Genomic DNA, 23,449 nt, shown 5'->3' with positions numbered 1-23,449 from the left:
GTCGAGGAGCAGGACGTCCTTGACCTCACCCTTGAGGACACCGGCCTGGAGCGAGGCGCCGATGGCGACGACCTCGTCCGGGTTCACACCCTTGTTGGCCTCCTGGCCACCGGTCAGCTCCTTGACGAGCTCGGCGACGGCCGGCATACGGGTGGAGCCACCGACGAGAACGACGTGGTCGATCTCGGAGAGCTGGATGCCCGCGTCCTTGATGACGTTGTGGAACGGGCTCTTGCAGCGGTCCAGGAGGTCGGCGGTGAGCTGCTGGAACTGCGAGCGCGTGAGCTTCTCGTCCAGGTGCAGCGGGCCCTCGGCGGACGCCGTGATGTAGGGCAGGTTGATCGTGGTCTCGGTCGAGGACGAGAGCTCGATCTTCGCCTTCTCCGCAGCCTCGCGCAGACGCTGGAGAGCCATCTTGTCCTTGGACAGGTCCACGCCGTGACCGTTGGCGAACTGCTTCACCAGGTAGTCGACGACACGCTGGTCCCAGTCGTCACCACCGAGGTGGTTGTCACCGTTGGTGGCCTTCACCTCGACGACGCCGTCGCCGATCTCCAGCAGCGATACGTCGAAGGTGCCGCCACCGAGGTCGAAGACGAGGATCGTCTGGTCGTCCTTGTCGAGCCCGTACGCCAGCGCGGCGGCCGTCGGCTCGTTGACGATACGCAGGACGTTCAGACCCGCGATCTCGCCGGCCTCCTTCGTCGCCTGACGCTCGGAGTCGTTGAAGTACGCGGGGACCGTGATGACCGCGTCGGTCACCTTCTCACCCAGGTACGACTCGGCATCCCGCTTCAGCTTCTGCAGGATGAAGGCGCTCATCTGCTGCGGGTTGAAGCTCTTGCCGTCCAGGTCGATCTTCCAGTCAGTGCCCATGTGGCGCTTGACGGAGCGGATGGTCCTGTCGACGTTGGTCACTGCCTGACGCTTGGCGACCTCGCCGACCAGCACCTCGCCGTTCTTCGCGAAGGCGACGACGGACGGCGTGGTCCTGGCGCCCTCTGCGTTGGTGATGACGGTGGGCTCGCCGCCTTCGAGAACGCTGACGACGGAGTTAGTCGTGCCCAGGTCGATGCCGACCGCACGTGCCATTTCAATTCCTCCAGCTTGACTACTTGAGTGGAACTGACTCAAGGATGCACGAGCGGCGCCCCAGTGTCAACAGAGTTGAGTCGCACTGACTCAACTATCGTGCACGCACCTCGCGCGCACAGGGAGATCAAGGGCGACACCTACCCGCCCCACGGGCCACGCAGGCCGTCCCCATCATCGCGCCGTGGGATCGTTCTGTCACAAAACGCCGTGAGTCGCGCAAAACCGGCAGCAGATCCGCCCGACCCCCAGGCAGGTGCGAACGATGCAGAGGCAGAGACAGGGGCAGAGGCCGGGCCGTATGCCGGGCCGCATGCCGATCCGCATGCAGGCACAGCCGCGGGAGTGGACATGGGAGTGGCTACGGGAATGGCGGCAGGCGTGGCCGTCGGCCAAGCGCGTACTGGACCTGACCCTCGGCTCGGCCCTGCTGGCCCTGGCCGCCCCCCTGCTCGCCGCGGGCGCCCTCGCCCTCGCGGCGCGGCGGCCCCCCGGCGGCGTACTGACCCACTCACCCCGGATCGGCCTGGGCGGCCACCTCTTCGTACTGCACTCGCTGCGCACCCGGCGACTGCGGCTGGATCTGCTCTCCCGGCTGCCACACGTCGTACGGGGAGACCTCTCCCTGGTCGGCCCGGAGCCCCTGGCACCGGACGACGAGCGGGCCCGGACCCCCGGAGCCGATGCCGGTACCCCCGAAACCGCCGCCACCACTGCCGCGAGACACTGGCGGCAGGAACTGAAACCGGGCCTCACCGGCCTGGCGCAGGTACGCTCCCGCTCCGGAATGCCGTGGGACGAGCCGGCCCTGCTCGACCAGCACTACGCCGAGCACCACTGGGTGGGACTCGACCTGGCCATCCTGGCGAGAGCCGTACACGCTCCGCTGCGCAGGGCGATCCGCGGACTCGCCCTGCGCGGCAAGGCACACCTGAGCGACACAGATCACCGCCGGTGCGGCTACAGCGCGGCGGAATAAGTGGATAGTGTCAGCACAGACTGATTAAGTTACTGCTTAGTAATCGCCAGTATTCGCTTGTAGACGCTGGATCCCACCCTCGCAGGCCCGAGGAGCCCCCAAATGCAACTCGCCGCGATCATCGTGTCGCTGGTGCTGACTGTGGTCGGCGTTGCGCTCATCGCCCGAGCCGTCGCGCAGATCTACCGGTTCGTCAAGCTCGGACAGCCGGTCCCGGCAAGCAGCCGCACCGACAACCCGAAACAGCGCACGATCACCCTGGTCAAGGAGTTCCTCGGCCACACCCGGATGAACCGGTGGGGGATCGTCGGCTTCGCGCACTGGTTCGTCGCCATCGGCTTCCTGACGCTGCCGCCGACGCTGCTCCAGGCGTACGGGCAGCTCTTCAAGGCCGACTGGGTCCTGCCGATCATCGGCAACTGGCCGCCGTTCGAGATGTACACCGAGTTCATCGGTCTGATGACGACGGTCGGCATCCTCGTGCTGATCGCCATCCGGCTGCTGAACCTGCCGTCCCGGGCCGGCCGCAAGTCCCGTTTCGCGGGCTCCAAGGCCTGGCAGGCGTACTTCGTCGAGTACGTCATCCTCATCATCGGCCTGGCGATCCTGACCCTGCGCGGCCTCGAGGGCGCGATCCACCACGTCGAGGGTTACGAGGCCGCGTACTTCATCTCGTACCCCCTGGTCCTCGCGTTCAAGGGCCTCGCGCTCGGCACGTTGCAGAACCTCATCTACTTCACCGCGATGGTCAAGATCGGCGTTTCGCTGATCTGGATGATCACGGTCTCGCTCAACACGAACATGGGTGTCGCCTGGCACCGCTTCCTCGCCTTCCCGAACATCTGGTTCAAGCGGAACGCAGACGGGTCGTCGGCGCTCGGAGCACTGCAGCCGATGACGTCCGGCGGCAAGGAGATCGACTTCGAGGACCCGGGCGAGGACGACGTCTTCGGTGTCTCCCAGGTCGAGCAGTTCTCCTGGAAGGGCATCCTCGACTTCTCCACGTGTACGGAGTGCGGTCGCTGCCAGTCGCAGTGCCCGGCCTGGAACACCGGCAAGCCGCTCTCCCCGAAGCTCCTGATCATGTCCCTGCGCGACCACGCGCACGCCAAGGCCCCGTATCTGCTGGCCGGTGGCGGCAAGGACATGGAGGGCAACGAGAAGGCGTCCGAGGAGCAGCTGAAGGACGTTCCGGCCGCGGCTCTCGCGGAGGCCGAGCGCCCGCTGATCGGCACGGTCGAGGAGAACGGCGTCATCGACCCGGACGTGCTCTGGTCCTGCACCACCTGCGGTGCGTGCGTGGAGCAGTGCCCGGTCGACATCGAGCACATCGACCACATCGTCGACATGCGCCGCTACCAGGTGATGATCGAGTCCGCGTTCCCGTCCGAGGCGGGCACGATGCTCAAGAACCTGGAGAAGAAGGGCAACCCCTGGGGGCTCGCCAAGAAGCAGCGCGTCGAGTGGACCAAGGAGGTCGACTTCGAGGTCCCGATCGTCGGCAAGGACGTCGAGGACCTGTCCGAGGTCGACTACCTGTACTGGGTCGGCTGCGCGGGCGCTCTCGAAGACCGGGCCAAGAAGACCACCAAGGCCTTCGCGGAGCTCCTCCACATCGCGGGCGTCAAGTTCGCGATCATGGGCGGCGACGAGAAGTGCACCGGTGACTCGGCCCGCCGCCTGGGCAACGAGCCGCTGTTCCAGCAGCTCGGCCAGGAGAACGTCGCGATGCTGAACATGGCGTTCGGCGAGTCCCTCGACGAGGACGGCGGGGTCGACCCGGAGACGAAGAAGCCGAAGTCGTCGAAGAAGATCGTCGCGACCTGCCCGCACTGCTTCAACACCATCGCGAACGAGTACCCGCAGCTCGGCGGCGAGTACGAGGTCATCCACCACACCCAGCTGCTCCAGCACCTCATCGACGAGGGCAAGCTGATCCCGGTGACCCCGGTCGAGGGCCTGATCACGTACCACGACCCGTGCTATCTGGGCCGTCACAACAAGATCTACACCCCGCCGCGCGAGATCATCGCGAAGGTCCCGGGCCTCAGGAACGAGGAGATGCACCGCCACAAGGAGCGCGGCTTCTGCTGCGGTGCCGGTGGTGCCCGGATGTGGATGGAGGAGCGGATCGGCAAGCGCATCAACAACGAGCGCGTCGACGAAGCCCTCTCCCTCAACCCGGACATCGTCTCCACCGCCTGCCCGTTCTGCCTCGTCATGCTGACCGACTCTGTCAACGGCAAGAAGAACGACGGCAAGGCGAAGGAGTCGGTCCAGGTGGTCGACGTATCGCAGCTGCTGCTGGACTCCGTGAAGACCCCGGCCGACCCGGCCGGCGAGGCGGAACCGGCGGACGCACCGGAGCCCGAGCCGGTGAAGTAGCCAGGGCTGTCGTGCGACAGAAGCGGGGGGGGGGGGGGGGGGGGGGGGGGGGGGGGGGGGGGGGGGGGGGGGGGGGGGGGAGGGGGGGGGTAGAGACCAAGGATCCGACAGCCCCCCCCCCCCCCCCCCCCCCCCCCCCCCCCCCCCCCCCCCCCCCCCCCCCCCCCCCCCCCCCCCCCCCCCGCTTCTGTATTCCCGCACGCTGCACATGGGGTCGACCCCCCAGGGTTCCCCTAGGGGATGTCACAGCTCGGCCGCAATGGCGGACAGGTTCCCCAGGCCCTCTCACCGCACCCGCGCAGACCAGGTACGTTCGATGACGTGGCTGGATTCAGGATCGGACGCGGCCGGGACAACCGCACCCCGCAGCAAGCGCAACAGCAACCGCGGCAGCAGCCGTACGGCACACAGGCACCACCGCCGTACGCCCGGCAGCCATGGCCGCCGACGGGAGGCAACGGCGCCCCGCCCCCGTACAACAACGGCGGGCACGGTGGAAACAACGGGCCCGGCGAGCACAACGGCGGCTACGGCAACGGCTACAACAGTGGCGGCCACGGCGAGCCGGAGTATTTCGGCGACCCGCACCAGCAGCCCCACCAACCCCACGGGTCCCCCCAGCACGGCGACCCGTACGCCAACTCCCCCGGCCACACCCAGGCGTTCAGCATCGGCGAGGACCCCTACGGCGACGGCAACACCTACCGCGCCGGCCAGGCCCCCGCCCAGCCCGCGGGCCCACGGCTGCCGTGGAAGGACCTGCTCACCGGCATCGTGCTGCGCCCGGGCCCGACGTTCTGGCAGATGCGCGACTACCCGGTCTGGGGCCCCGCGCTCATCGTCACGTTCCTGTACGGCCTGCTCGCCCTCTTCGGCTTCGACCAGGCCCGGGACGACGCGATCCACGCGACGATCTCCGCAGCGGTCCCCTACGTCGTCATCACGGGCATCGGCTTCGTCATCGGCGGCCTGGTCCTGGGCGCGGTCACGCACACGCTCGCCCGCCAGCTCGGCGGCGACGGCTCCTGGCAGCCGACCGTGGGCCTCTCCATGCTGATCATGTCGATCACGGACGCTCCCCGCCTGATATTCGCGCTCTTTCTCGGCGGCGAGAACTCCCTGGTCCAGGTCCTCGGCTGGATCACCTGGCTGGCCTCGGCCGCGCTCTTCACCTCGATGGTGAGCAAGTCGCACGACCTGCCGTGGCCGAAGGCGCTGGGCGCATCCGCGATCCAGCTGATCGCGCTGCTGTCGATCATCAAGCTGGGCACGATCTGACGGCATCCGACCGTATGAGGAAGAGCCCCCGGCACACCGCGTCGGGGGCTCTTCCTCATACGGGTGCGACTGCTCGCAAACGACCGTGCCGCGCATCTCGGCCACGTGTCCACTCGGCGATCACGTACCGGCGGTCGCCCTCGGCACGGCCGCAGGCGCGGGCCTCCATGCGGGGGACTCTCGTCGTGTTCCAGCGACCGCAGTCCGCCGCTGCCGGGTTGGACGGCAGGCTGGACTGCGAGGGGCCAGGGGCCGACGCCGCACGACAATCCGCAGTGGGAGGAGTGGGAGGTCCGCCGGGACCTGGTGCACGGTGCGTCGTACGAGGTGTGCGTCTCCGTGGCCGAGAGGAACGGTGCGGCCCAGAGCTTCTACAACCCGACGGTATCGGGCTTCCAGTACCGCGTCGTCTGCCCCTGACCACACACCACCGGCCGCGGACCGCCGGCTCTACGCGTCGAGAACCTGCCCGCTACGCGGCACGACGGGCTTGTCCACGCTCCACGGGAAGTTGATCCAGCGATCGGTCTTCTTCCACACATACTCGCACTTCACGAGCGAATGCGGCTTCTCGTAGATGACCGCGCTGCGCACCTCGGCAACGTGATCGATACAGAAATCGCGCACCAGCTTCAGCGTCTTCCCGGTATCGGCGACGTCGTCGGCGATCAGAACCTTCTTGTCCGAGAAGTCGATCACATTCGGAACGGGCGCCAGCATGACCGGCATTTCCAAGGTGGTACCCACCCCGGTATAGAACTCCACGTTCACCAGATGAATGTTCTTGCAGTCCAGGGCATAAGCGAGCCCACCCGCGACGAATACCCCGCCCCGCGCGATGCTCAGCACGACATCGGGCTCGAATCCGTCGTCGGCCACGGTCTGCGCCAGCTCACGCACGGCATGACCGAACCCCTCGTACGTCAGGTTCTCCCGCACATCACCGTTCATCCCGGCATCACACCTGGGTCCGGTGGAAATTCATGAACGACCGCGACGCGGTCGGCCCGCGCTGGCCCTGATACCGCGATCCGTACCGCTCGGAGCCGTACGGGAATTCCGAAGGCGAACTCAGCCGGAACATGCAGAGCTGCCCGATCTTCATCCCCGGCCACAGCTTGATCGGCAACGTGGCGAGATTCGACAGTTCCAGGGTCACGTGCCCGGAGAAACCGGGGTCGATGAATCCGGCGGTCGAATGCGTCACAAGACCGAGCCGCCCCAGCGAACTCTTGCCCTCCAGCCGCGACGCAAGATCGTCGGGCAGCGAGATGACCTCGTACGTCGAAGCGAGCACGAACTCACCGGGGTGCAGGATGAACGCCTCGTCCCCGTCCGGCTCGACCATGCGCGTCAGATCGGCCTGCTCGACGGCTGGATCAATATGCGGATAGCGGTGGTTCTCGAACACCCGGAAGTAGCGGTCGAGCCGCACATCGATGCTCGAGGGCTGCACCATCGACGCGTCGAACGGATCAATGCGTACACGTCCGGCGTCGATCTCGGCCCGGATGTCCTTATCTGAGAGAAGCACGCCCCGAGGATACGCAGAACGCGCGGGCCCGCCCCAATCCGGGACCGCCCCGCGCGCCTGTGACCGCTCCTAGCGCTCCTCGAACACCACAGGCACGGCGTGCCGAAGCCGCGCACAACGAGGACAGCGAATGAGCCGCCCGGGACCGAGCCGCCCGGACCCGAGCTGCTGCATCGGGAACGAAGCGGTAGCGAAAACGTGCCCTTCGGCACAGCGGACGACGGTGCGCTCCATGGAGTCCATCAAGTCCCTTCCCCAACAAGCCTTGGACGAGAAAGCCACATTAGGGGATGAATAGGACGCCACTCCAGGCGGCACTCCGACCACCCACGCTACGCCCCCAACTCCCGCCCACGGCAACCGCATCCACCCTCCCTCCACAACGAAAAGGCCCCACGGCTCAAACGCCGGGGACCTGGCATGGGGTACAGTGTGGAACGATGTGGAGCCGATCAAACGGCTCGCTTCGCGGGTGTAGTTTAATGGTAGAACATGAGCTTCCCAAGCTCAGAGCGCGAGTTCGATTCTCGTCACCCGCTCCATGATGAAGGCCCTGGTCGGAGACCAGGGCCTTGTTTGTTGTCTAGACCACTTTTAGGGCCCGTGCCATTCGCGTGCCATAACGACCCTCCCGACCTGCATCAATAGTGGATCCGTCACTCCCCAGGCCGAGCGCTCCGCTACCGGGTCCCGCATCGTGAGATCACTTCCAAGTCGCCTGCGTCACATACACGGTGCGGACGGTCTGCTCCTGCCCGATCAACGCCGCGCGGCCCGTGGGGCGGATGGTCCGAGCGGGCGCGGCACCAGCGGGTGAACGGTCGCGCCACCACTCCCCGTGGCGGCGGCCGACTGCTGGCGGCGTACGTCGAGATCGATGTTGGCGGCAAGCCTGCGCTGGTGTTCCTTGGTGGAGTGCTGGTAGATCAGTTGCGCGCGCTCGGAGGACTGGCCGGCTCGGACCATGAGGTCCTTGAGCTTGGCACCGGTGTCGGCCGCGAGCGTGTTGCCTGTGTGCCGTAGGTCGTAGAAGCGGAAGCCTTCGGGCAGCCCGGCCTTGTCCCGGGCCCTGCGCCACTTGCGGCCGAACGTAGTGCCGCGCAGTACCGCCCCCCTCTCGCCGACGAAGACAAGCCCGTCCGGCCCCGGCTGGGCGAACCATTCCAGGTGCCGGCGAACGTCCTCGTGGAGGAATGACGGCAGCACGATCTCCCGTCGGCCCGCCCGGGACTTGGGAGCGCCGACCACGCGGCGACCTGTGTTGAGCTCCGGTGCGGCACGGCGAACCCAAAGCGCACTGGAGTCGAGGTCCACGTCCCGCCGCCGAAGCTCGGCAAGTTCCTCGGGTCGCATCGAGGCGAAGGCTCCGAGCAGAACCATGAGGCGCCAGCGCAGGCCGATCACCTCTGCCGCGGCGAAGACCTGGTCGACCGTCGCCACGGGTCGCTCGTCAGCATCCTCGCGACCTGCCCCGCGGATACGGCAGGGGTTCTTGCGCAGCATGTCGTCCTCGACGGCGGTCTCCAACACGGCCTTGAGAAGCCGGTACGACTTGGCCACCGTGGTGGCACCGGTGGCGGACAACCGCTCCGCCCGCCAGGCTCTGACCCGAGCGGGGCTGATCATGTTGACGTTCATCTCGCCGAACGTCGGCTCCAGGTGAAGCCGGAACAGCCGGCGGTACAACTCAGCCGTGGTCGGGGCCAGGCCGCGTTCCGCGATCCAGCGCGTGGCGTAGTCGGCGAACAAGACTTCCCCGGCGGTCGGGTCGAGCCAGTCGCCCCGCATCTGGTCCGCTTGGACCTGGACGAGGAACGCCTCTGCATCGCGCCTGGTCTCGAAGGTTTCCGGCGCGGGCCGAAGGATGTCATCGGCCGTGTTCGGGTAGCGGGCCTGATAGCGCCCCGAGGGCAGTTGTCGTATCGCGCCGAATGTGCGGCGCGGAGCCTTCTGGCGCGGACGGGCCATTAGGCCGCAGCCCTGAACTCGGAGCGGCGAGTACGGACCGGCTCGACCGTACGCGCCTCTACGTAAGCGTCCAGCGCGGTGTCGGAGATGCGGACGTGCTTGCCGACCTTGACGTATCGGATACGGCGCTCGGATACGAGGCGGCGGATGAATCGCTCACCGACACCGAGACGTTCGGCTGCCTCGGCCACGCCGAGAAGGCGGTCAGCCATTCGAGACCGCCTCCTCCCACGTGTCGGCGGGCCATGGGGTGGTGATCACTGCGGGTCGGGGCAAGGGTGTTCCTTCTACGAGGCGGCGGGTCAAAAACCGATGCGCCCAAGCAGGGGCACGCCCATGGAGGCAGACGTACGGGCATCGCGACCGCGTCGAGCTATCGCGCTGCCCCCGCTGGGACTATTTCGGCGTCCCGTAGTGATACCTCTGCATCGCCGGTTTGGTTAACCGGCGATGTGCGTCTATGTTGCCTCGACTCCTAGCAGATTTCGAGAGTACAGGAGTTGGGGATCCGGCCCACATTTTGCTGACCTGAAGCCAAAGGCGGATCGGTCACGGGCACCACCGGCACGAACTTCTTGGTGAACGGCCGATTCGGGTCTATCGTTTTTGGACCGTGTTCCACCGGCGTTCGCCGTCGGCTGCTCGCTTTGTGCGAAGCAACCCTGGACTTGCGCGAGGCGATGTGGCTTCCTTCTTGGTCCAGTCGCTGAAATGAAGGCCGCCCGGATCGGCCTTCGGTGCGCCAGCTCCGTCCGACGGCAGCACCGCAGTCGCGCGATTCGCAGCCACCGCCACCACCCCCTGCTTCGAGGAGCCGCCGAACCATGAGCCACGATGCCCGCGTCTGGGTATGGGACCACAGCCTCAGCAAAGGCACTGCCCGCATGGTCCTCACCCTGATCGCCGATCGCTGCATCGACCACACCTGCACGGCCTACGCCTCCGTCCCAGCCCTGATGCGGCGCGCGAACGCGTCGCGCAGCGCCGTTCGGGACGCGCTGGACAAACTGGTCGCCAGCGGCGAGATAGTCCGCCTCGACGGACGCAAAGGGCCTCGCGGGGAAACTTATTACCGCCTCCCCGAAGCCGCCCGTTTCATGACCGAGGAAATTCCAAATCCGACCCACCAGGAGGGCCAGATTCCAACCCCCGAGGTACCGGAATCCGATACCTCCACCAGCAATGCGGACGGGCCGGAATCCGACCCCGGGGTACAGAATCCAACCCCGGGGGGTGCCGGATTCCGGCACCTCGGGGGAACGGAATCCGACCCCCAGAACAGAATTGAACCAATAGGAACCAGTAGGTACAGCAGCAGTGCACCCATCCCCGCCTCGCAATGGCAGGTCGACGCGGGCAGCGAATCCTGGCTGCGGAGCGAGGGGCACCTCACCCGCCTTGGCGAGGAGGGCGTACGAGTGGCGGACGACAAGTGGCGAGCCTTCCGGGCCGGCGGGTCTCCACGCTCGGGTGCAGCTTGGGGCGCCGACTGGCGAGCGTGGATCACTCGCGAGCGGAGCCCCGCCCCAGTAGCGCCGCGCTCGGCCACCAGCCCCAGTGGCGGTTCAGCGAGCGCCAGGATGACCCGGCCGGAGGCACACCTGGCAGCTCTGCTGGCAGCCCTCGATGAACCGGTCCCGACGGTGTAGCGCCCTCGCCTGTTCGGCCGGTCCGCGAAGTGCGGGGACAACGGGGACCGGTCCCCGCACAGCTCGGTCTTCTGGGGACGGTCCCCCTGACGGGCAGTCGGGGACCGGTCCCCGACTCAGGTGGGGACCGGTCCCCACCAAGCTCCTTCTTGTCCCCTGCCTCTTCGGGGACCGGTCCCCGAAGAGGCAGGGAAATCGCAGGTCAGTGCGGCCCGTCTACGCCATACGGTCGGCCCCCGAGCTCACGCCTCAGAGCTCCGAGCTGCGGGACCAGCCAGCGGGGACCGGCAGCCGACTCAGTCGGTCCCCGCCGCGTGTGCAACGACCGTGGCCAGGTCCCTCGGACCGGCATCGCCCTTCATGCCGAAGGCGTCCAAGACGGGCGGTGATCTCGGCGGCGGCCAAATCGAGATCAATGACGTGGTCCATGCAGCAATCCTCCCCGGTCGCCCCTCACCCACGAAGGCCCTGACCGAGTCCCGGCCAGCGCAACCGTCTAGGGCCGAAGACCGGTCAACGTACGACGCCCAACTCCCACCTCGGAAAGGGACCCATGCACGGCGCGCAGCACGAACCCCCCAGCAGACCACGACGGCAGATAACACGCCCCCAGGCACCAGGCGGAGCAAGGTATCCCGTTGGACCGTCCAAAGGCCGGTCCAACGGGGATGCCTCCGACCCGGGGGTGGCGGAGGGGCTCGGGCACCAGGGGGTGCCCGAGGAGGAGCAGCTCGTCGTCGCGGAGCCGTGTCTTCCGCGTGCCGCCGACGAAGCCGCGCTGCACCGCGTCGCCCTCCGCCGCGACCGTAAAGAAACCCAGCGCAAAGAGCGCGTCGACGTGCGCTACAGCACCGACGAGAAGACCGGCATCCTTGCCATGGCCCGGTCGCTGAACATCGCCGCCGCCCACTACGTCGGCGCCGTCGTCATGGCCCACGTCAACGGAGACCTCGCCCTGCCCGGCCAGCGCACACCCGTCGACGACCTCATCGACGAACTCAACGCCCTGCGCACCCAGGTCGCGAAGATCGGCAGCAACGTCAACCAGATCGCCCGCGTCCTCAACTCCGGCGGCCATCCACACCCTGAGGACACCGCCGTCCTCGCCCAGGCGGAACGAACCCTGGAAACCGTCGGCGCCGCCGTCACCGCCATCGATGTCACCTCGGACCACGCGGCGTCCACGAAAGCGGCCGGCTGAATGATCGCCAAAATCACCAGCGGCAAGAACACCGCCAAACTGATCAGCTACCTCTACGGCCCAGGGCGGGCCAACGAACACACCGACCCGCACCTGGTCGCATCCTGGGACGGCTTCGCACCCGACCCCGGCCGCGCCGACGACTTCAGGGCGACGAAGAAATGCCTCGCCAACGCCCTGGACCTGCGGGTGAAGCAGGCCGGCGACCGCGCCCCGGACCAGCACGTGTGGCACTGCTCGGTCCGCGCCGCACCCGAGGACCGCATCCTGACCGACGCCGCATGGGCGGACATCGCCCGCCGCGTCGTGGCCGCCACCGGCATCGCACCCGACGGCGATCCGGACGGCTGCCGCTGGGTCGCCGTACGCCACGCCCCCGACCACATCCACATCGCCGCCACCAAAGTACGAGGCGACCTCCGCACCGCCCGCCACTGGAACGACTACCTCACCGCCGACCGCGAACTCGTCACCATCGAGAAGGAATTCGGGATGCGCGAAGTCGTACGCGGCGACCGCACCGCCGCCCAACGCCCCACCCGCGCCGAGAAGGAGAAAGCCCAGCGCACAGGGCAGACGCTTACCGCGCGCGAGCAACTACGCACCGCGATCCGGACCGCCGTATCGATCGCGGCCAGCCCCGAGGAGTTCCTCGCCCTGCTCTCCGCCAGCGACAGCGTGCTGGTCGAGATCCAGCGCTTTCCCTCCGGCGACATCCGCGGTTACAAGGTCGCGCTACCCGACAACACCAACGCCACCGGCGAGCCCGTCTGGTTCTCCGGCTCCAAGCTCGCACCAGACCTGTCGTACCCCAAGATCCGCGAACGCCTGACCGCCACCGAACCCACCAGCCAGCGGCCGGACGACCGGCGCAGGTCGAACCCCTGGCACCAAGCCACCGCTGCCGCGGAACGCATCCCCCACCACCTCAACCGCGATGACGACACCGCCTCGCAGGCCCACCTCGCCGCCTTCGGCGAAGCCATCGACGCCCTCCCCCTCATCGCCCCAGCGGCCATCCGCCCCCAACTACGCCAGGCCGCAGGCGCATTCGAACGCGCCACCCGCTCCCGCATCCACGCCGAGCACAACCACGCCCGCGCCCTACGCGGCGCCGTCCGCGCCATACTCCGCGAACCCACCACCGAGGACGCCACCGGTCTCGCGATGTTCCTCGACGCAGCCGTCCTCGTCGTCATAGCCGCCATCCGCTGGCACGATCTGCGACATCACGACCAGCAAGCCATCGCCGCCCGCCAGACCCTCAACCACCTACAGGCCGCCTACCAGCACGCCGCAGCAACGCCCTTGGCCGTACTCGCCCAGCACAAGCCCCCGGCGCACGCGATCACACGCCACGCCCAACACATACGCGCGTACGTGCCCGAGCACGCCGAAGAAATCCTCGCCGACCCCGGCTGGGCATCCCTAGCCGCCGCGCTCACCAACGCCGAAAACGCAGGCCACACCCCGGAACGCCTGCTCCAACAAGCAGTCGACGAACGAGCCCTGAACGACGCACGCTTCCCCGCGCAGGTCCTCACCTGGCGGATCCACCGTCTCGCCCAGCGACCCGCCCCGAGCGCCCGAGCACGCGCCGCACAAGCCCGCACAACCACAGCAGCGACGCGGACACCAGGAACGGTTCACGCCGAACCAGTTGCCCCGCCACCCGCTGACCCGACGAAGGGGTCTGGCCGGAGTCGCTGAAAGGCAGCGCTCAGGGCCTCGCTCGCAGAGTGCAGCGAGGCCCACCGCCGATCCACCGCATTACCTCGCACCGGGCTCCCGAAAAGGCTTCGGTCGACGCGACTTCCGCAACATGGTTAACCGGTCCCGCTCCCAGCTCGGCGGCCCTCCAGCACCAGCCGCATGCCAGCGACGGATGCCTTGTCGGCACCAGTTTGGCCCAGGGGGCGTGATCAGTCAGAAGGTGCCGAAGAAGCGATGCCACCAGCTGGGCCGCTGAACGTGCCTGGGCAGCCGGCTCGGCCCGTCGTAGTCGCACTCCAGTAGTTCTTCGGGAACTACCGCATACCCGAGGTCGACCAACGCTCGATTGACCTTGGCAAGATCGGCGGCGTCCAACTCCCCCTCGTCCTGCGCATCGTCCGTACCGAAGAAGGCTCCTGGGTTATCGGCACAGACGAGAGCCAAGGAGCCGAACTTACTCACGCAGACGACGATTCGAGTCCCGTACACCGTTGCTTCCGCGGGTACGACGACACGTCCGTACTCGCTGGAGTCCTGGGCTCCTGCTCAGCCCTGCAGCGAGCTGTGAAGTCGTCTTCGAGCCGGGCCACCAAGCTTCCGAACAGGACGGTGGTCTCACCGCGGTCGTACTGCTCCAGCCACTCCGGGTCATCGAGCTCACGCAGCAGCGTCAGCAGATCCACTTCGCTCTCCGTCACGCGCCCATTCTTGCGCGGGACTGCACCCCGAGCTAACGAAGTGCCGCCAAGCCCGCCCGTCCGGCCCCTGAGCTCCCCGACAACAGCAAGGCCAGTAGCTTCCACTGATCGCTCAGTCCCGGACAGATCGTCCGTGCCTCCGCACACCGCTGCCCTCACGCTGAGCTCGTGCAGCGCAGGGATTGTCCGAAGCTCCGGCCCCGTCCATGCCGTTGCCGCGTCGCTATCGTGGGGAACGCCCCTACATCACGGGAGACAGCACATATGCGTGGTCTCGGAGATCACCTGAGCATCGGCGAGCGGATCGCCTTCCACCGCAGACGCCGTGGTTACACGCAACAGGTGCTGGCCGGGCTCGTTGGCCGTAGCACGGACTGGCTGGCGAAAGCGGAGTCCGGTCGGCGCAAGCCGCCGCGTATCGACATGCTCGCGGAGCTGGCCCGTGTGCTCCGCGTGCCGCTCGGTGAGCTGGTCGGCCAACCGGTGCTCATGGAGGACGAGAGGCAGCAGGACGATGTCCCTGCCGTGCGGGACGCGTTGATGAGTCCGCGTCGTCTCTCCCGGTTGCTGTTCGGACCGGAGGCCGAGGCACAGCTCCCGAGCCCCGGCCCGACTGCCGAGCTCGTAGAACAGACCTGGGACGGCTACCAGTCTGGTCGCCTCGGCAAGGTGATCGCCGGGCTCCCCGGCCTCCTTCAGACCGCCCAGGAGCTTGAGGACCGCGCGGCGCGCTCCGCCGCGGAACGCCGGGACTGCTGGGCCGTTTCCGCCCGCGTACACCACCTCGCCGCCACCACGCTCGCCAAGATCGGGGAGTCCGACATCTCGTGGCTCGCCGCCGAACGAGCCATGCGGGCCGCCGACGAATCCGGCGACCCGCTGGTCCTGGCGTCCGCCGCGCGATCCGGCACACATGCCTTGCTGGCCAATGGCCGGTACGACGACGCCATGGAACTGGGCAACACCGCGTCGGCGTGGTTGTCGGCCCGGGTCGATGAGACCGATCCGGCCGCCCTGAGCCTGCTGGGCATGATCTACCTACGGGCTGCCATCGCAGCGGCCCGGCATCAGGACCGGGCCACGGCGACGAGTCTCCTGGACCGAGCAGAGGCGCTCGCCAACCAGCTCGGCTCCGACGAGAACCACTGGCAGACGAGCTTCGGACCGACGAATGTCGTGCTGCACCGGCTGTCGGCGGAGCTGGACCTCGACAACATCTCGTATGTCGTGGAGCACGGTCAGATCGATGTGGACCACATGCCCCCGGAGCGCGGCGTCTCCCACCGCATCGACTACGCCCGTGCCCTCTCAATGGCGGGCCAGGGCGACAGCGCGTTCGTGGAGCTGCGTACGGCCGAGCACGCGTCGCCTCAGCTCGTACGGAACAATCCCCGTGTACGGGACACGCTGCGCGACCTGATCAAGCGATCCCCGGTCACCGGCGGCGCTCGTTCGTCAGAGTTGTTCATGATGGCTCAACGATGCAGGGCGGTGGAGTGAACACAAAGAAGCGGGGAGTCCTCGGGGTCGTGGGCACGAGTGCCGGCGGAGTCGAAGCGTTGCGCACCGGGCTGGTGGAACCGGCTCTGGCGCGTGGGTGGCAGGTCGCCGTGACGCTCACTCCGACGGCCGGTCGGTGGCTGCGGATGAGCGGTGAGGTCAACCGGCTGGAGAAGCTGACCGGCCTGCCGGTACGAGACGAACCACGGCTGCCCGGCGAGGCAAGGCCGCACCCGAGCGTGGACTGCTACGTGGTCGCCCCCGCCAGCGCGAATACGGTGGCCAAACTCGCGACGGGTATCGCCGACAACCAGGCGCTGACGCAGGTGGGCGAAGCCATCGGCACCCTGGGGCTACCGGTCGTCGTCTTTCCAAGGGTGAACGCCGCTCACGCGCGCCACCCCGTCTGGCGGCGCCATATCGCCACGCTGCGAGAGGCCGACGTTCGCCTCGTCTACGGCCCGGACATCTGGCCGCTGCACGAGCCACGCGCGGCCCCCGCCGGGCGGGACCTGCCGTGGGGGGCGGTGCTGGACGCAATCGACCGAGCCATGGAAGCCACGGAATGACGGCTCGTCAACTGCCTTGATCTGCGGGAACAGAGGGCCCTGACAAACTGTCCGGGTCCTCTGTTCTGCGCGCGTTGAAGCTTGTTGCCATGCCGGAAATGGTCGAGCGACACAGCGCGGGAACCGCACAGACGGACCACCGCACCCAGCGGTACGCCCCGTTCAGGCCCCTCGATGCCGTTGCTCGGCAGAGGCGGTGGCAACGGTGACGGCGACCCTCCCCACCGAGGAAACGGCGCCTGCCGGCACCGGGCTTCGGCGGGCGATCTGCGTGGACATCGCCCCGCAGCTTCACCTCGTGGCCCACGTACGACACGGGGTCGTCGCGAGCCTCCGGCTGTGGGGTGTCCCCGAGGTCGCGGACGACATGGGGCTGATCGTGACCGAGCTGGTCGTCAACGCCATCCGCCATGGCGACCCGGGTGGCGTGACCGTGATCCTGACAGTCCGGGACGGCGTCGCGGTGCTGGAGGTCGAAGACGACAACGGCGGGCGCCCGGCCGTACTGCAGACCGCCGAGGACGACGAAGGCGGGCGGGGCCTGATCCTCGTCCAGGCACTGGCCTGCCGGTGGGGATACCGGCCCGGCACGTGCGGCCGGAAGACGGTGTGGGCGTCGCTCCCGCTGCCGGGAGCCAGGCCGGAGGACGCGTCGTGATCGCCTCCCGCCCACCACACCATGGAGTGTTCGACGACCGGAGGCAGGCCGCCGCCACCATCGACCGGGTCTGGCGCCGCCCGCCGCCGTCCCAGCTCTTCCGCTGCGAAGCCTTCGCGACTCTGGACCGCCCAGACCCCCAGAGCGCGATCATCCGGCCGCTGTTCTGGCTCAGCAGAGTTACCGTCTCCGGCCCGGAAGCGGCTGTCGCATGGGGCGTCGACCGGCTGGAACGGTTCGCCCAGTTCCTGGACGGGCCCGACATCAGTCGGGCCGCCCGGTGGACTGGCGACGAAGAAGCACGCTGGCGGGCGCTGCTGGCCTTGCGCACCGGCAAGCGGTTGTCGTTCGAGGTCGTCGACCGCGATGGGGTCCACTACCAGGCCGTGGTCTGCCCCGTACGCGAACGTCCCCGTGCCCGGCCCCACGCTCCGCCCCTCCCCCGAGGACAGACGGCCAGCATCACCCGACGTCACATCGACAGCGGAGGACGAACATGCGGATGAGCATCGTGGTCGCGGTGCGAGGCAATATCGACGCCTTGGGCGACCTGGCCAGGGCGGTCCGGGCACAGAACTACCCGGCCGAGGACATTGAGCTGGTCGTGGTGGACAACCATCCGGCGCCGGTCCTGCCACCGGGACCGTACCGGCTGGGGCCCATGCCATGCCGGGTCGTCCACGAGAGGCAGGCGGGGCTGTCGCGGGCGCGCAATACCGGGATCCGGCAGGCGCAGGGCGAGATCGTGCTGATCACCGATCCGGACGCCCGTCCCGAGCCGGACTGGGCCGGGCGGATGGCCACCGCGCTGGAGGCGACGGGGGCGTACTGCGCGGGTGGCAAGGTCGTCCCGTACTTCACCGGCGGGACCACCGCTGACGTACCCGCCGACGTGCTCCAGTTGTTCGTACCGCCTACGTGGCCACAAGCCACTGCGGAACTCGTCGCCCCGTACTGGGCCGTCGGCTGCAACCTGGCGATCCGCCGGAGTCCGCTGCCGCGGTTCGACACTCGGCTCGGCGTTACTGGTCGCCGCCATCTGAGCTGCGAGGAACTGGAGTTCACCGTCCGTGCCCAGCTCAGCGGTCATCTGGTGGTCGTCGTGCCGGATGCCGTGGTCCACCGCGCGATCCATCCGGCCGACCTGACGCCCGCCGCCGTGCGGGGACGTGCTCTGTGGCACGGCGTGTCGGTGGCCCGGCTGCTGGCGATCCACCCCGGCGCGGACATCTACGACAGCTACCGACTGCGCGACGCACTCGCGCCCACACGGCTGCGTAGCCGTACAGGTCGCCGCAGGGCGGTGGCCGATGTCGCGCGGGTGGCGGGGCTGCGGGCGGAACGGCTCCGGCTGGCCGTGGCCAGGACAAGCACACACACCGCGAGCGCGGAGAAGTCCGCGACGAAGAAAGAGGTCTTCCATGAGTGACGTGCCAATAGCGGTGGGGTTGAACCTCGGACACGACGGCGGATGCGCGATCGTCGTCGGCGACCGGGTCGTCGCGATCGCCGAGGAACGGTTGAACCGCACCCGATACAGCGGCGGCTGGCAGGCCGCCCTCGCCTACTGCCTGGACGCGGCTGACCTCAGCCTCACGGACGTCGGCATCGTGGTGTTCTCATGCGTCGGTCCCCGTCTGGAGGACGGCTTCACGGGCGGTCTTGATCGCTACGGCATGGATGCTCGCCGAATCGTGTCCGTCGACCACCACATGTCCCACGCTTACGGTGCGTTCTGCTTGTCCGACGCGGACGAGGCATTGGTCGTGGTCGCGGACGGATCAGGCAACGACCACCAGACTGAAAGCTACTTCCTCGCCGACCGTACGGGGCTGACCAGGGTGGGCGGGAACCGTGAGGGCAGGACTCGGGCAGGCGGAATCGGCGCGACGTTCGAGGCGGTGACGAACTGGCTCGGCTTCGACGGGCAGGAGTCAGGCAAGACCATGGCCCTCGCCTCATACGGCGACCCCAAGGCCATCGATCTTCCGCTCTTCGACGTCATCGACGCCCAGGTCGAAGGCCGCCTGGAACGGACCCACGACCGAGGGCTGGCGGAGTTCGCCGCCGCGTCCAGCCTCGATCTCGGCAGACCGTACGCCTGGACCGAGCCACGGGCACGCGACCTGGCCGCCTGGGTCCAGGCTCAGACCGAGGATGCCCTCGTCGGGGTCGTCACCCACCTGATGGCAGAGCACCGCCAGACCAACGTCTGCTTCGCCGGCGGAGTCGCGATGAACTGCGTCGCCAACGAGGCGATCCGCCGAGCCACCGGTGCCGACCTGTTCGTACCCCCGCCGGCCTCGGACCGTGGCCAGGCCCTCGGCAATGCCCTCCACGGCATCCACCGGCTCACCGGCCGGATGCCCAGGATGCCGCTGGCCGGACGGGACTCCTTCGGCCGCCCCTACACCGACGGCGAAATCCACCTCGCGCTGCGCAGACACCCCTCCTCCGGCCTGACCGAGCGCCACCCTCACCGCCCGTTCGTCTACCGGCGCGAGTCCGACCCGGCCACCGCGGCATCCGAACTGATCGCGCAGGGCAAACTGATCGGCTGGTTCGACGGCGGCAGCGAACTCGGCGCCCGCGCCCTCGGGTCACGCAGCATCCTCGCCGACCCCCGCCAGGCTGCGACGCGGGACGTGCTCAACACCAGGGTCAAGCATCGCGAGTTCTTCCGTCCTTTCGCCCCTGCTGTACTGGCTGAGCACGCTGGCACGTGGTTCGAGATCGACCGGGCCAGCCCCTACATGCTCTTCGCGCCACAGGTGAGAGCACAGCACCGAGACCGACTCGCCGCAGTCACTCATGTCGATGGCAGTGCCCGCGTCCAGACCGTCGATCAGACCGTCCACCCGGCCTTCCACCGGCTGATCACCAAGTTCGGGGACCTCACGGGCGTGCCCGTCATCCTGAACACCTCCTTCAACGACACCGAGCCGATCGTGGAGACTCCCGCGCACGCGGTGGCCACGTTCTGCCACACCGACCTGGACGCCCTTGTCTTCAGCAACGGCTTCGTAGCGGTGAAGAGCGATGTCTGAACCCCGCCAGAGGCTTCGGGTCGCGGTGCTCTTCGACACCGCCGGCTTCCAACGCTCCCTCCCGCTGACCGGAGCCGCCGCCCGCACACTGCACCTGAACCGACATCTGGCCGAGGCCGGGGTGGAAGTGACGTTGCTGCTGTGCGACCTCAACCCCCGTTCCAGGCCCACCCGCCGCTGGCCGTTCCCGGTTCGCTATCTGCCATACGACGCCGTGTACGAGGACACAGGACCGCTGACCGCGCACATGAAGGACCTCGCCCCCGACGTGCTGGTGATGTCCAACACACAGTTGACCGTCCGCTACGGGCGCGCCCTCGCCGACGCCGCCGGGGCCGCCCTGGTGTACGAGATGCACGACAACGAGGCCGCCGTCGCCCGGACGATCGGCAACGCCGAGTGGGAGTGCCGCCAGGCTGCCGTCCTTCAGGCGGCAGCCGTGGCCGCGGCAGATGCCGTCGTCGCCTTCACCCGCCGTGATGCGGACCTCGCGACCGACCTGCGTGCGACGGCGGTGCACGTCGTGCCGTGCGGTGTGGAGCCCGGTCCGACCCCACGTCGCGAACGTGAGACTCCGGGCTCGGCGGCGTTCGTCGGCAACCTCTTCTACGAGCCGAACGCCCGTGCCGCCACCTTCCTCCGTACCCGGCTCGCCCCGGCGCTGGCATCGCGGGGCGGATCCGTCGACGTGTACGGCCGGTACCCGCGAGCCCTGCGGGCCCTCGGCGCCGACAGCACCGTACGGCTGCACGGCCCGGTACCGGATCTGCCGTCAGCACTGTCGACAGCCGAAGTGGGCTTGGCACCGCTGGACTCCGGCGGCGGGATGAAACTGAAAGTGCTCCAGTACATGGCCGCCGGACTGCCGGTCGTCGGCACAGCCGAGGCATTCGCCGGACTGCCCGACCCGGACACTTTCGCGCTGGTCTCCACCGCCCCGTCCATGGACGACATACCCGGTCTGGTGACCCGCCTCCAGGACGACGCCACCCTGCGCCGACAACTCGGCACAGCGGGACGCCAACTGGTCGAGACCGAGTTCTCCTGGGCGGCGGCAGCCGGACTGGCGCATCTCGCCTATCGATCCGTACGCGGTGTCTCAGGACCGGCGACAACACCGGCGGCCGGGTCGGGCGAAATCCAGGAACTCGCAGGCCAGACGCCATACTGGCTGCACGAATGGCGAACACGGAAGGAACCCAGCATGGGCGAAACGCCTACATCGGCGAACGGTCGCGAGCACCCGGTGCTGGCACGGCTGGCAAGTGAGATCGACTGTGCGCGCCACGCCGCCGAATCCGCACTCGACACTGTCTTCGACCAGACAGCGATCGTCGGCTACGGCGGCCGGTCCATGGTCTTCCTCTCCAAGACCGCAGTCCTGAAGATCTACACGCACCGGCCCGCCGAACGGGCACGCCGCGAAATCATCGGCCTCCGCCTCACCGGGCAGGTACCCGGTCTGCGCGTACCCGAAGTCCTTGGCCACGACGATGTCGAAGGCGCCCTGTCGTGGGTGGCCGCCACCCGCCTGAACGGCACCGCCCCCGACAACAGGCACGACAAGGACGAAACGCGGACGCTCGGCGAAGTCGCCGCGCGCCTCCACTCCCTGTCCGCCGACGCCCTCACCGAACTGCCGCCGTTCGGCCGCAACATCCGGCCCTTGGACGAGGACGCCCACCCCGTACGGGCCCGCCTCTCCGCAGTTCTCGACAAGACCGAACCCGACCAGCAGGCGGCGTGCGTAACGGGGTTCGTCCACGGCGACTACTCCGCCCGCAACCTCCTGCTCACCCCCGGCCTGCCGCCCGGCGTGATCGACTTCGAAGGCTGCGGGGTTGGGTGTGTGTACGAGGACCTCACCAATCTGTACGTCCAGAACTGCCTGATCGACGGCCGCGCCCCGGCCCTCGCCCTGTCCGCTTACGAAGACGAGAGCGCCCGCCTCGGTCGCCTCTCAGACGTGGACGCCCGGCACCTGCTGTGGCACACCGCCCGCTACTTCCGCTGGGTCCTGCAATGGGCCATGGAGATCGACACCGCGCTCGCCGACCAGATCATCGCCCTTGCACCCGGCGTTCTGGACGCCCTTGAATCCGAAGGGACACCCCGACTGTGATCGTCCTGGACGGTATGCCGGGCGCCGGCAAGACCACCCTGCTCCACCAGCTCCAGACCGCGTTATCGCACCATCTGCTGGTCTTCCCCGAGGCCCAGCCCCCGGAGAACAGTTCCTCGGACACCGCGACCGCTCGGTTCCTCTTGCATGAGGCCCGAGACCGCATCGGCACCGCCCGGCACCTGTCGCGGACCCGCCCGGGGATGATCGTCGCCTCCGACCGGTGCCACATCGGGGTCCTCGCCTACCGCTACGCGCTGGCCGCCACCGGCCGGGCCCCGCACCGCGACTTCGAGCAGGCGCTGGCCCTGTGCCACGACCTCGACCTCATAGGCCCTCACCCGGACCTCACCACCCTGGTCCTGCTGACCGACTCTGGCACCTCGATATCCCGGCGGTCCGCGTACGCGCACGACGAGCGCTACGCCCTGTGGTTCGACCTCGGCTTCCTCACCACTTACCGCCACTTCCTCAGCAACCTGCCGGTCTGGCTCCCCGCCGACACCTTCACCACGCTCGACGTCACCGACACCTCCGGCTGGCCGACCCTGCTTGACGCACTGCCGCCTCACCTCGTCGGCCAGCTACCGCGGCAAGAAGCACTGACCGGCAGCCGATCATCGGAGGCGGTATGACGCACGAGCCAGCGGCGGCGACCACACGCCGCCTCCTCATCGCTTTGGCAGCCCCTCCCGATGACACGGCTACTTCCCAAGCGGTGGACGGACTGCGCGCCACGGCTGACGAGATACGAGCCTTCCTCGCCGAAGCCGACAACCACGACACCGAGGCTGTGCCCGCCGAGGTCCTGCACGAGTGGCGGAACGCCCTGGCCCGATCCCACCGTGCACTGGAACAGACCGCCCCGGCCGAATGGTCGCGTTGGCGGCTGCCTGGCACCTGGCTCGACTCCCACCTGCGCTTGCGGTCGCTGATCGCCCACGAGGTCGGCAAAGCGTACTGGGACGACCGGCCCGAGATCCGCTACGCGGAGATCGACATCGAGCGGTACCTGTGGGGCGCCCGATGACCTCAACGTCCGCTCAGGAAAAGCCC

Annotated in this window: 22 protein-coding genes and 1 tRNA gene; 16 read left to right on the top strand and 7 right to left on the bottom strand. The window is 68.3% G+C overall.

Features of this window, described 5'->3' with window-relative positions; all coding sequences use genetic code 11:
- Positions 1 to 1,092: Hsp70 family protein (locus ACZ7IB_RS10550; protein WP_470911148.1), on the bottom strand; the 1,092-nt coding region annotated here is incomplete at its 3' end.
- Between the two features lie 313 nt (positions 1,093 to 1,405).
- On the opposite strand from ACZ7IB_RS10550, the gene ACZ7IB_RS10545 reads away from it, so the two are divergent.
- The 3 genes from ACZ7IB_RS10545 to ACZ7IB_RS10535 all read left to right on the top strand — a co-directional run bounded on the left by ACZ7IB_RS10545 (position 1,406) and on the right by ACZ7IB_RS10535 (position 5,734).
- Positions 1,406 to 2,071 (top strand): sugar transferase, encoded by a 666-nt coding sequence (locus ACZ7IB_RS10545; RefSeq protein ID WP_470911146.1) that lies wholly within the window; start codon positions 1,406 to 1,408, stop codon positions 2,069 to 2,071.
- A 102-nt stretch (positions 2,072 to 2,173) separates the two neighbouring features.
- Entirely contained in the window at positions 2,174 to 4,456 is a 2,283-nt protein-coding gene (locus ACZ7IB_RS10540) for a (Fe-S)-binding protein (protein WP_470911143.1), read from the top strand.
- 321 nt (positions 4,457 to 4,777) lie between these two features.
- A complete protein-coding gene (locus tag ACZ7IB_RS10535; RefSeq protein ID WP_470911141.1) occupies positions 4,778 to 5,734 on the top strand; it encodes a Yip1 family protein in 957 nt (318 codons plus the stop codon).
- Positions 5,735 to 6,184: 450 nt separating this feature from the next.
- Here the strand turns inward: ACZ7IB_RS10535 and ACZ7IB_RS10530 are convergent, their stop codons facing one another.
- Both ACZ7IB_RS10530 and dcd read right to left on the bottom strand, forming a co-directional pair.
- Complete coding sequence (locus ACZ7IB_RS10530; RefSeq protein ID WP_327274342.1) at positions 6,185 to 6,685, bottom strand: phosphoribosyltransferase; 501 nt, start codon at positions 6,683 to 6,685, stop codon at positions 6,185 to 6,187.
- Positions 6,686 to 6,692: 7 nt separating this feature from the next.
- On the bottom strand, positions 6,693 to 7,268 hold the full coding sequence (dcd, locus tag ACZ7IB_RS10525; RefSeq protein WP_072487843.1) for a dCTP deaminase: 576 nt from the start codon (positions 7,266 to 7,268) through the stop codon (positions 6,693 to 6,695).
- Between the two features lie 468 nt (positions 7,269 to 7,736).
- Between dcd and ACZ7IB_RS10520 the strand changes: the two genes are divergently transcribed.
- Positions 7,737 to 7,810, top strand: a tRNA-Gly gene (locus ACZ7IB_RS10520).
- A 217-nt stretch (positions 7,811 to 8,027) separates the two neighbouring features.
- On the opposite strand, the gene ACZ7IB_RS10515 is transcribed toward ACZ7IB_RS10520, so the two are convergent.
- Both ACZ7IB_RS10515 and ACZ7IB_RS10510 read right to left on the bottom strand, forming a co-directional pair.
- Positions 8,028 to 9,236, bottom strand: a complete 1,209-nt coding sequence (locus ACZ7IB_RS10515) for a tyrosine-type recombinase/integrase (RefSeq protein ID WP_470911135.1) — start codon at positions 9,234 to 9,236, stop codon at positions 8,028 to 8,030.
- The gene (locus tag ACZ7IB_RS10510) at positions 9,236 to 9,448 is read right to left on the bottom strand and encodes an excisionase family DNA-binding protein (protein ID WP_094212726.1); all 213 of its coding nucleotides are present in this window, start codon (positions 9,446 to 9,448) and stop codon (positions 9,236 to 9,238) included. The genes ACZ7IB_RS10515 and ACZ7IB_RS10510 overlap by 1 nt, the downstream gene beginning before the upstream one ends.
- 612 nt (positions 9,449 to 10,060) lie before the next feature.
- On the opposite strand from ACZ7IB_RS10510, the gene ACZ7IB_RS10505 reads away from it, so the two are divergent.
- The 3 genes from ACZ7IB_RS10505 to ACZ7IB_RS10495 all read left to right on the top strand — a co-directional run bounded on the left by ACZ7IB_RS10505 (position 10,061) and on the right by ACZ7IB_RS10495 (position 13,796).
- A complete protein-coding gene (locus ACZ7IB_RS10505) occupies positions 10,061 to 10,885 on the top strand; it encodes a helix-turn-helix domain-containing protein (protein WP_470911131.1) in 825 nt (274 codons plus the stop codon).
- A gap of 685 nt (positions 10,886 to 11,570) precedes the next feature.
- Complete coding sequence (gene mobC / locus ACZ7IB_RS10500; RefSeq protein WP_470911129.1) at positions 11,571 to 12,086, top strand: plasmid mobilization relaxosome protein MobC; 516 nt, start codon at positions 11,571 to 11,573, stop codon at positions 12,084 to 12,086.
- Positions 12,087 to 13,796 (top strand): mobilization protein, encoded by a 1,710-nt coding sequence (locus ACZ7IB_RS10495; RefSeq protein ID WP_470911127.1) that lies wholly within the window; start codon positions 12,087 to 12,089, stop codon positions 13,794 to 13,796. It begins immediately after the preceding gene.
- A gap of 216 nt (positions 13,797 to 14,012) precedes the next feature.
- Here ACZ7IB_RS10495 and ACZ7IB_RS10490 read toward each other — a convergent pair whose 3' ends face one another.
- Positions 14,013 to 14,261, bottom strand: a complete 249-nt coding sequence (locus tag ACZ7IB_RS10490; protein WP_470911124.1) for a hypothetical protein — start codon at positions 14,259 to 14,261, stop codon at positions 14,013 to 14,015.
- Complete coding sequence (locus ACZ7IB_RS10485) at positions 14,258 to 14,497, bottom strand: hypothetical protein (RefSeq protein WP_470911122.1); 240 nt, start codon at positions 14,495 to 14,497, stop codon at positions 14,258 to 14,260. Before ACZ7IB_RS10485 ends, ACZ7IB_RS10490 begins: the two co-directional genes overlap by 4 nt.
- Before the next feature lie 264 nt (positions 14,498 to 14,761).
- On the opposite strand from ACZ7IB_RS10485, the gene ACZ7IB_RS10480 reads away from it, so the two are divergent.
- The 9 genes from ACZ7IB_RS10480 (at position 14,762) to ACZ7IB_RS10440 (ending at position 23,423) form a co-directional block, all read left to right on the top strand.
- Positions 14,762 to 15,997 (top strand): helix-turn-helix domain-containing protein, encoded by a 1,236-nt coding sequence (locus tag ACZ7IB_RS10480; RefSeq protein WP_470911119.1) that lies wholly within the window; start codon positions 14,762 to 14,764, stop codon positions 15,995 to 15,997.
- A 29-nt stretch (positions 15,998 to 16,026) separates the two neighbouring features.
- Positions 16,027 to 16,566, top strand: coding sequence for a flavoprotein (locus ACZ7IB_RS10475; RefSeq protein WP_470911116.1), 540 nt, complete (start codon positions 16,027 to 16,029; stop codon positions 16,564 to 16,566).
- Positions 16,567 to 16,771: 205 nt separating this feature from the next.
- Complete coding sequence (locus ACZ7IB_RS10470) at positions 16,772 to 17,224, top strand: ATP-binding protein (protein WP_470911113.1); 453 nt, start codon at positions 16,772 to 16,774, stop codon at positions 17,222 to 17,224.
- Positions 17,221 to 17,730, top strand: coding sequence for a hypothetical protein (locus ACZ7IB_RS10465; RefSeq protein ID WP_470911111.1), 510 nt, complete (start codon positions 17,221 to 17,223; stop codon positions 17,728 to 17,730). Before ACZ7IB_RS10470 ends, ACZ7IB_RS10465 begins: the two co-directional genes overlap by 4 nt.
- Entirely contained in the window at positions 17,727 to 18,653 is a 927-nt protein-coding gene (locus tag ACZ7IB_RS10460; protein WP_470911108.1) for a glycosyltransferase family 2 protein, read from the top strand. Before ACZ7IB_RS10465 ends, ACZ7IB_RS10460 begins: the two co-directional genes overlap by 4 nt.
- Positions 18,646 to 20,271 (top strand): carbamoyltransferase family protein, encoded by a 1,626-nt coding sequence (locus ACZ7IB_RS10455; RefSeq protein WP_470911105.1) that lies wholly within the window; start codon positions 18,646 to 18,648, stop codon positions 20,269 to 20,271. The genes ACZ7IB_RS10460 and ACZ7IB_RS10455 overlap by 8 nt, the downstream gene beginning before the upstream one ends.
- The gene (locus tag ACZ7IB_RS10450) at positions 20,264 to 22,393 is read left to right on the top strand and encodes a phosphotransferase (protein WP_470911103.1); all 2,130 of its coding nucleotides are present in this window, start codon (positions 20,264 to 20,266) and stop codon (positions 22,391 to 22,393) included. Before ACZ7IB_RS10455 ends, ACZ7IB_RS10450 begins: the two co-directional genes overlap by 8 nt.
- Positions 22,390 to 23,028, top strand: coding sequence for a nucleoside/nucleotide kinase family protein (locus tag ACZ7IB_RS10445; RefSeq protein WP_470911100.1), 639 nt, complete (start codon positions 22,390 to 22,392; stop codon positions 23,026 to 23,028). The genes ACZ7IB_RS10450 and ACZ7IB_RS10445 overlap by 4 nt, the downstream gene beginning before the upstream one ends.
- Positions 23,025 to 23,423 (top strand): hypothetical protein, encoded by a 399-nt coding sequence (locus ACZ7IB_RS10440; protein ID WP_470911098.1) that lies wholly within the window; start codon positions 23,025 to 23,027, stop codon positions 23,421 to 23,423. Before ACZ7IB_RS10445 ends, ACZ7IB_RS10440 begins: the two co-directional genes overlap by 4 nt.
- The last annotated feature ends 26 nt before the right edge of the window (positions 23,424 to 23,449 follow it).

The sequence above is a fragment of the Streptomyces sp. NPDC037301 genome (assembly GCF_055602785.1).
This window is presented reverse-complemented; position numbering and strand designations above follow the sequence as displayed.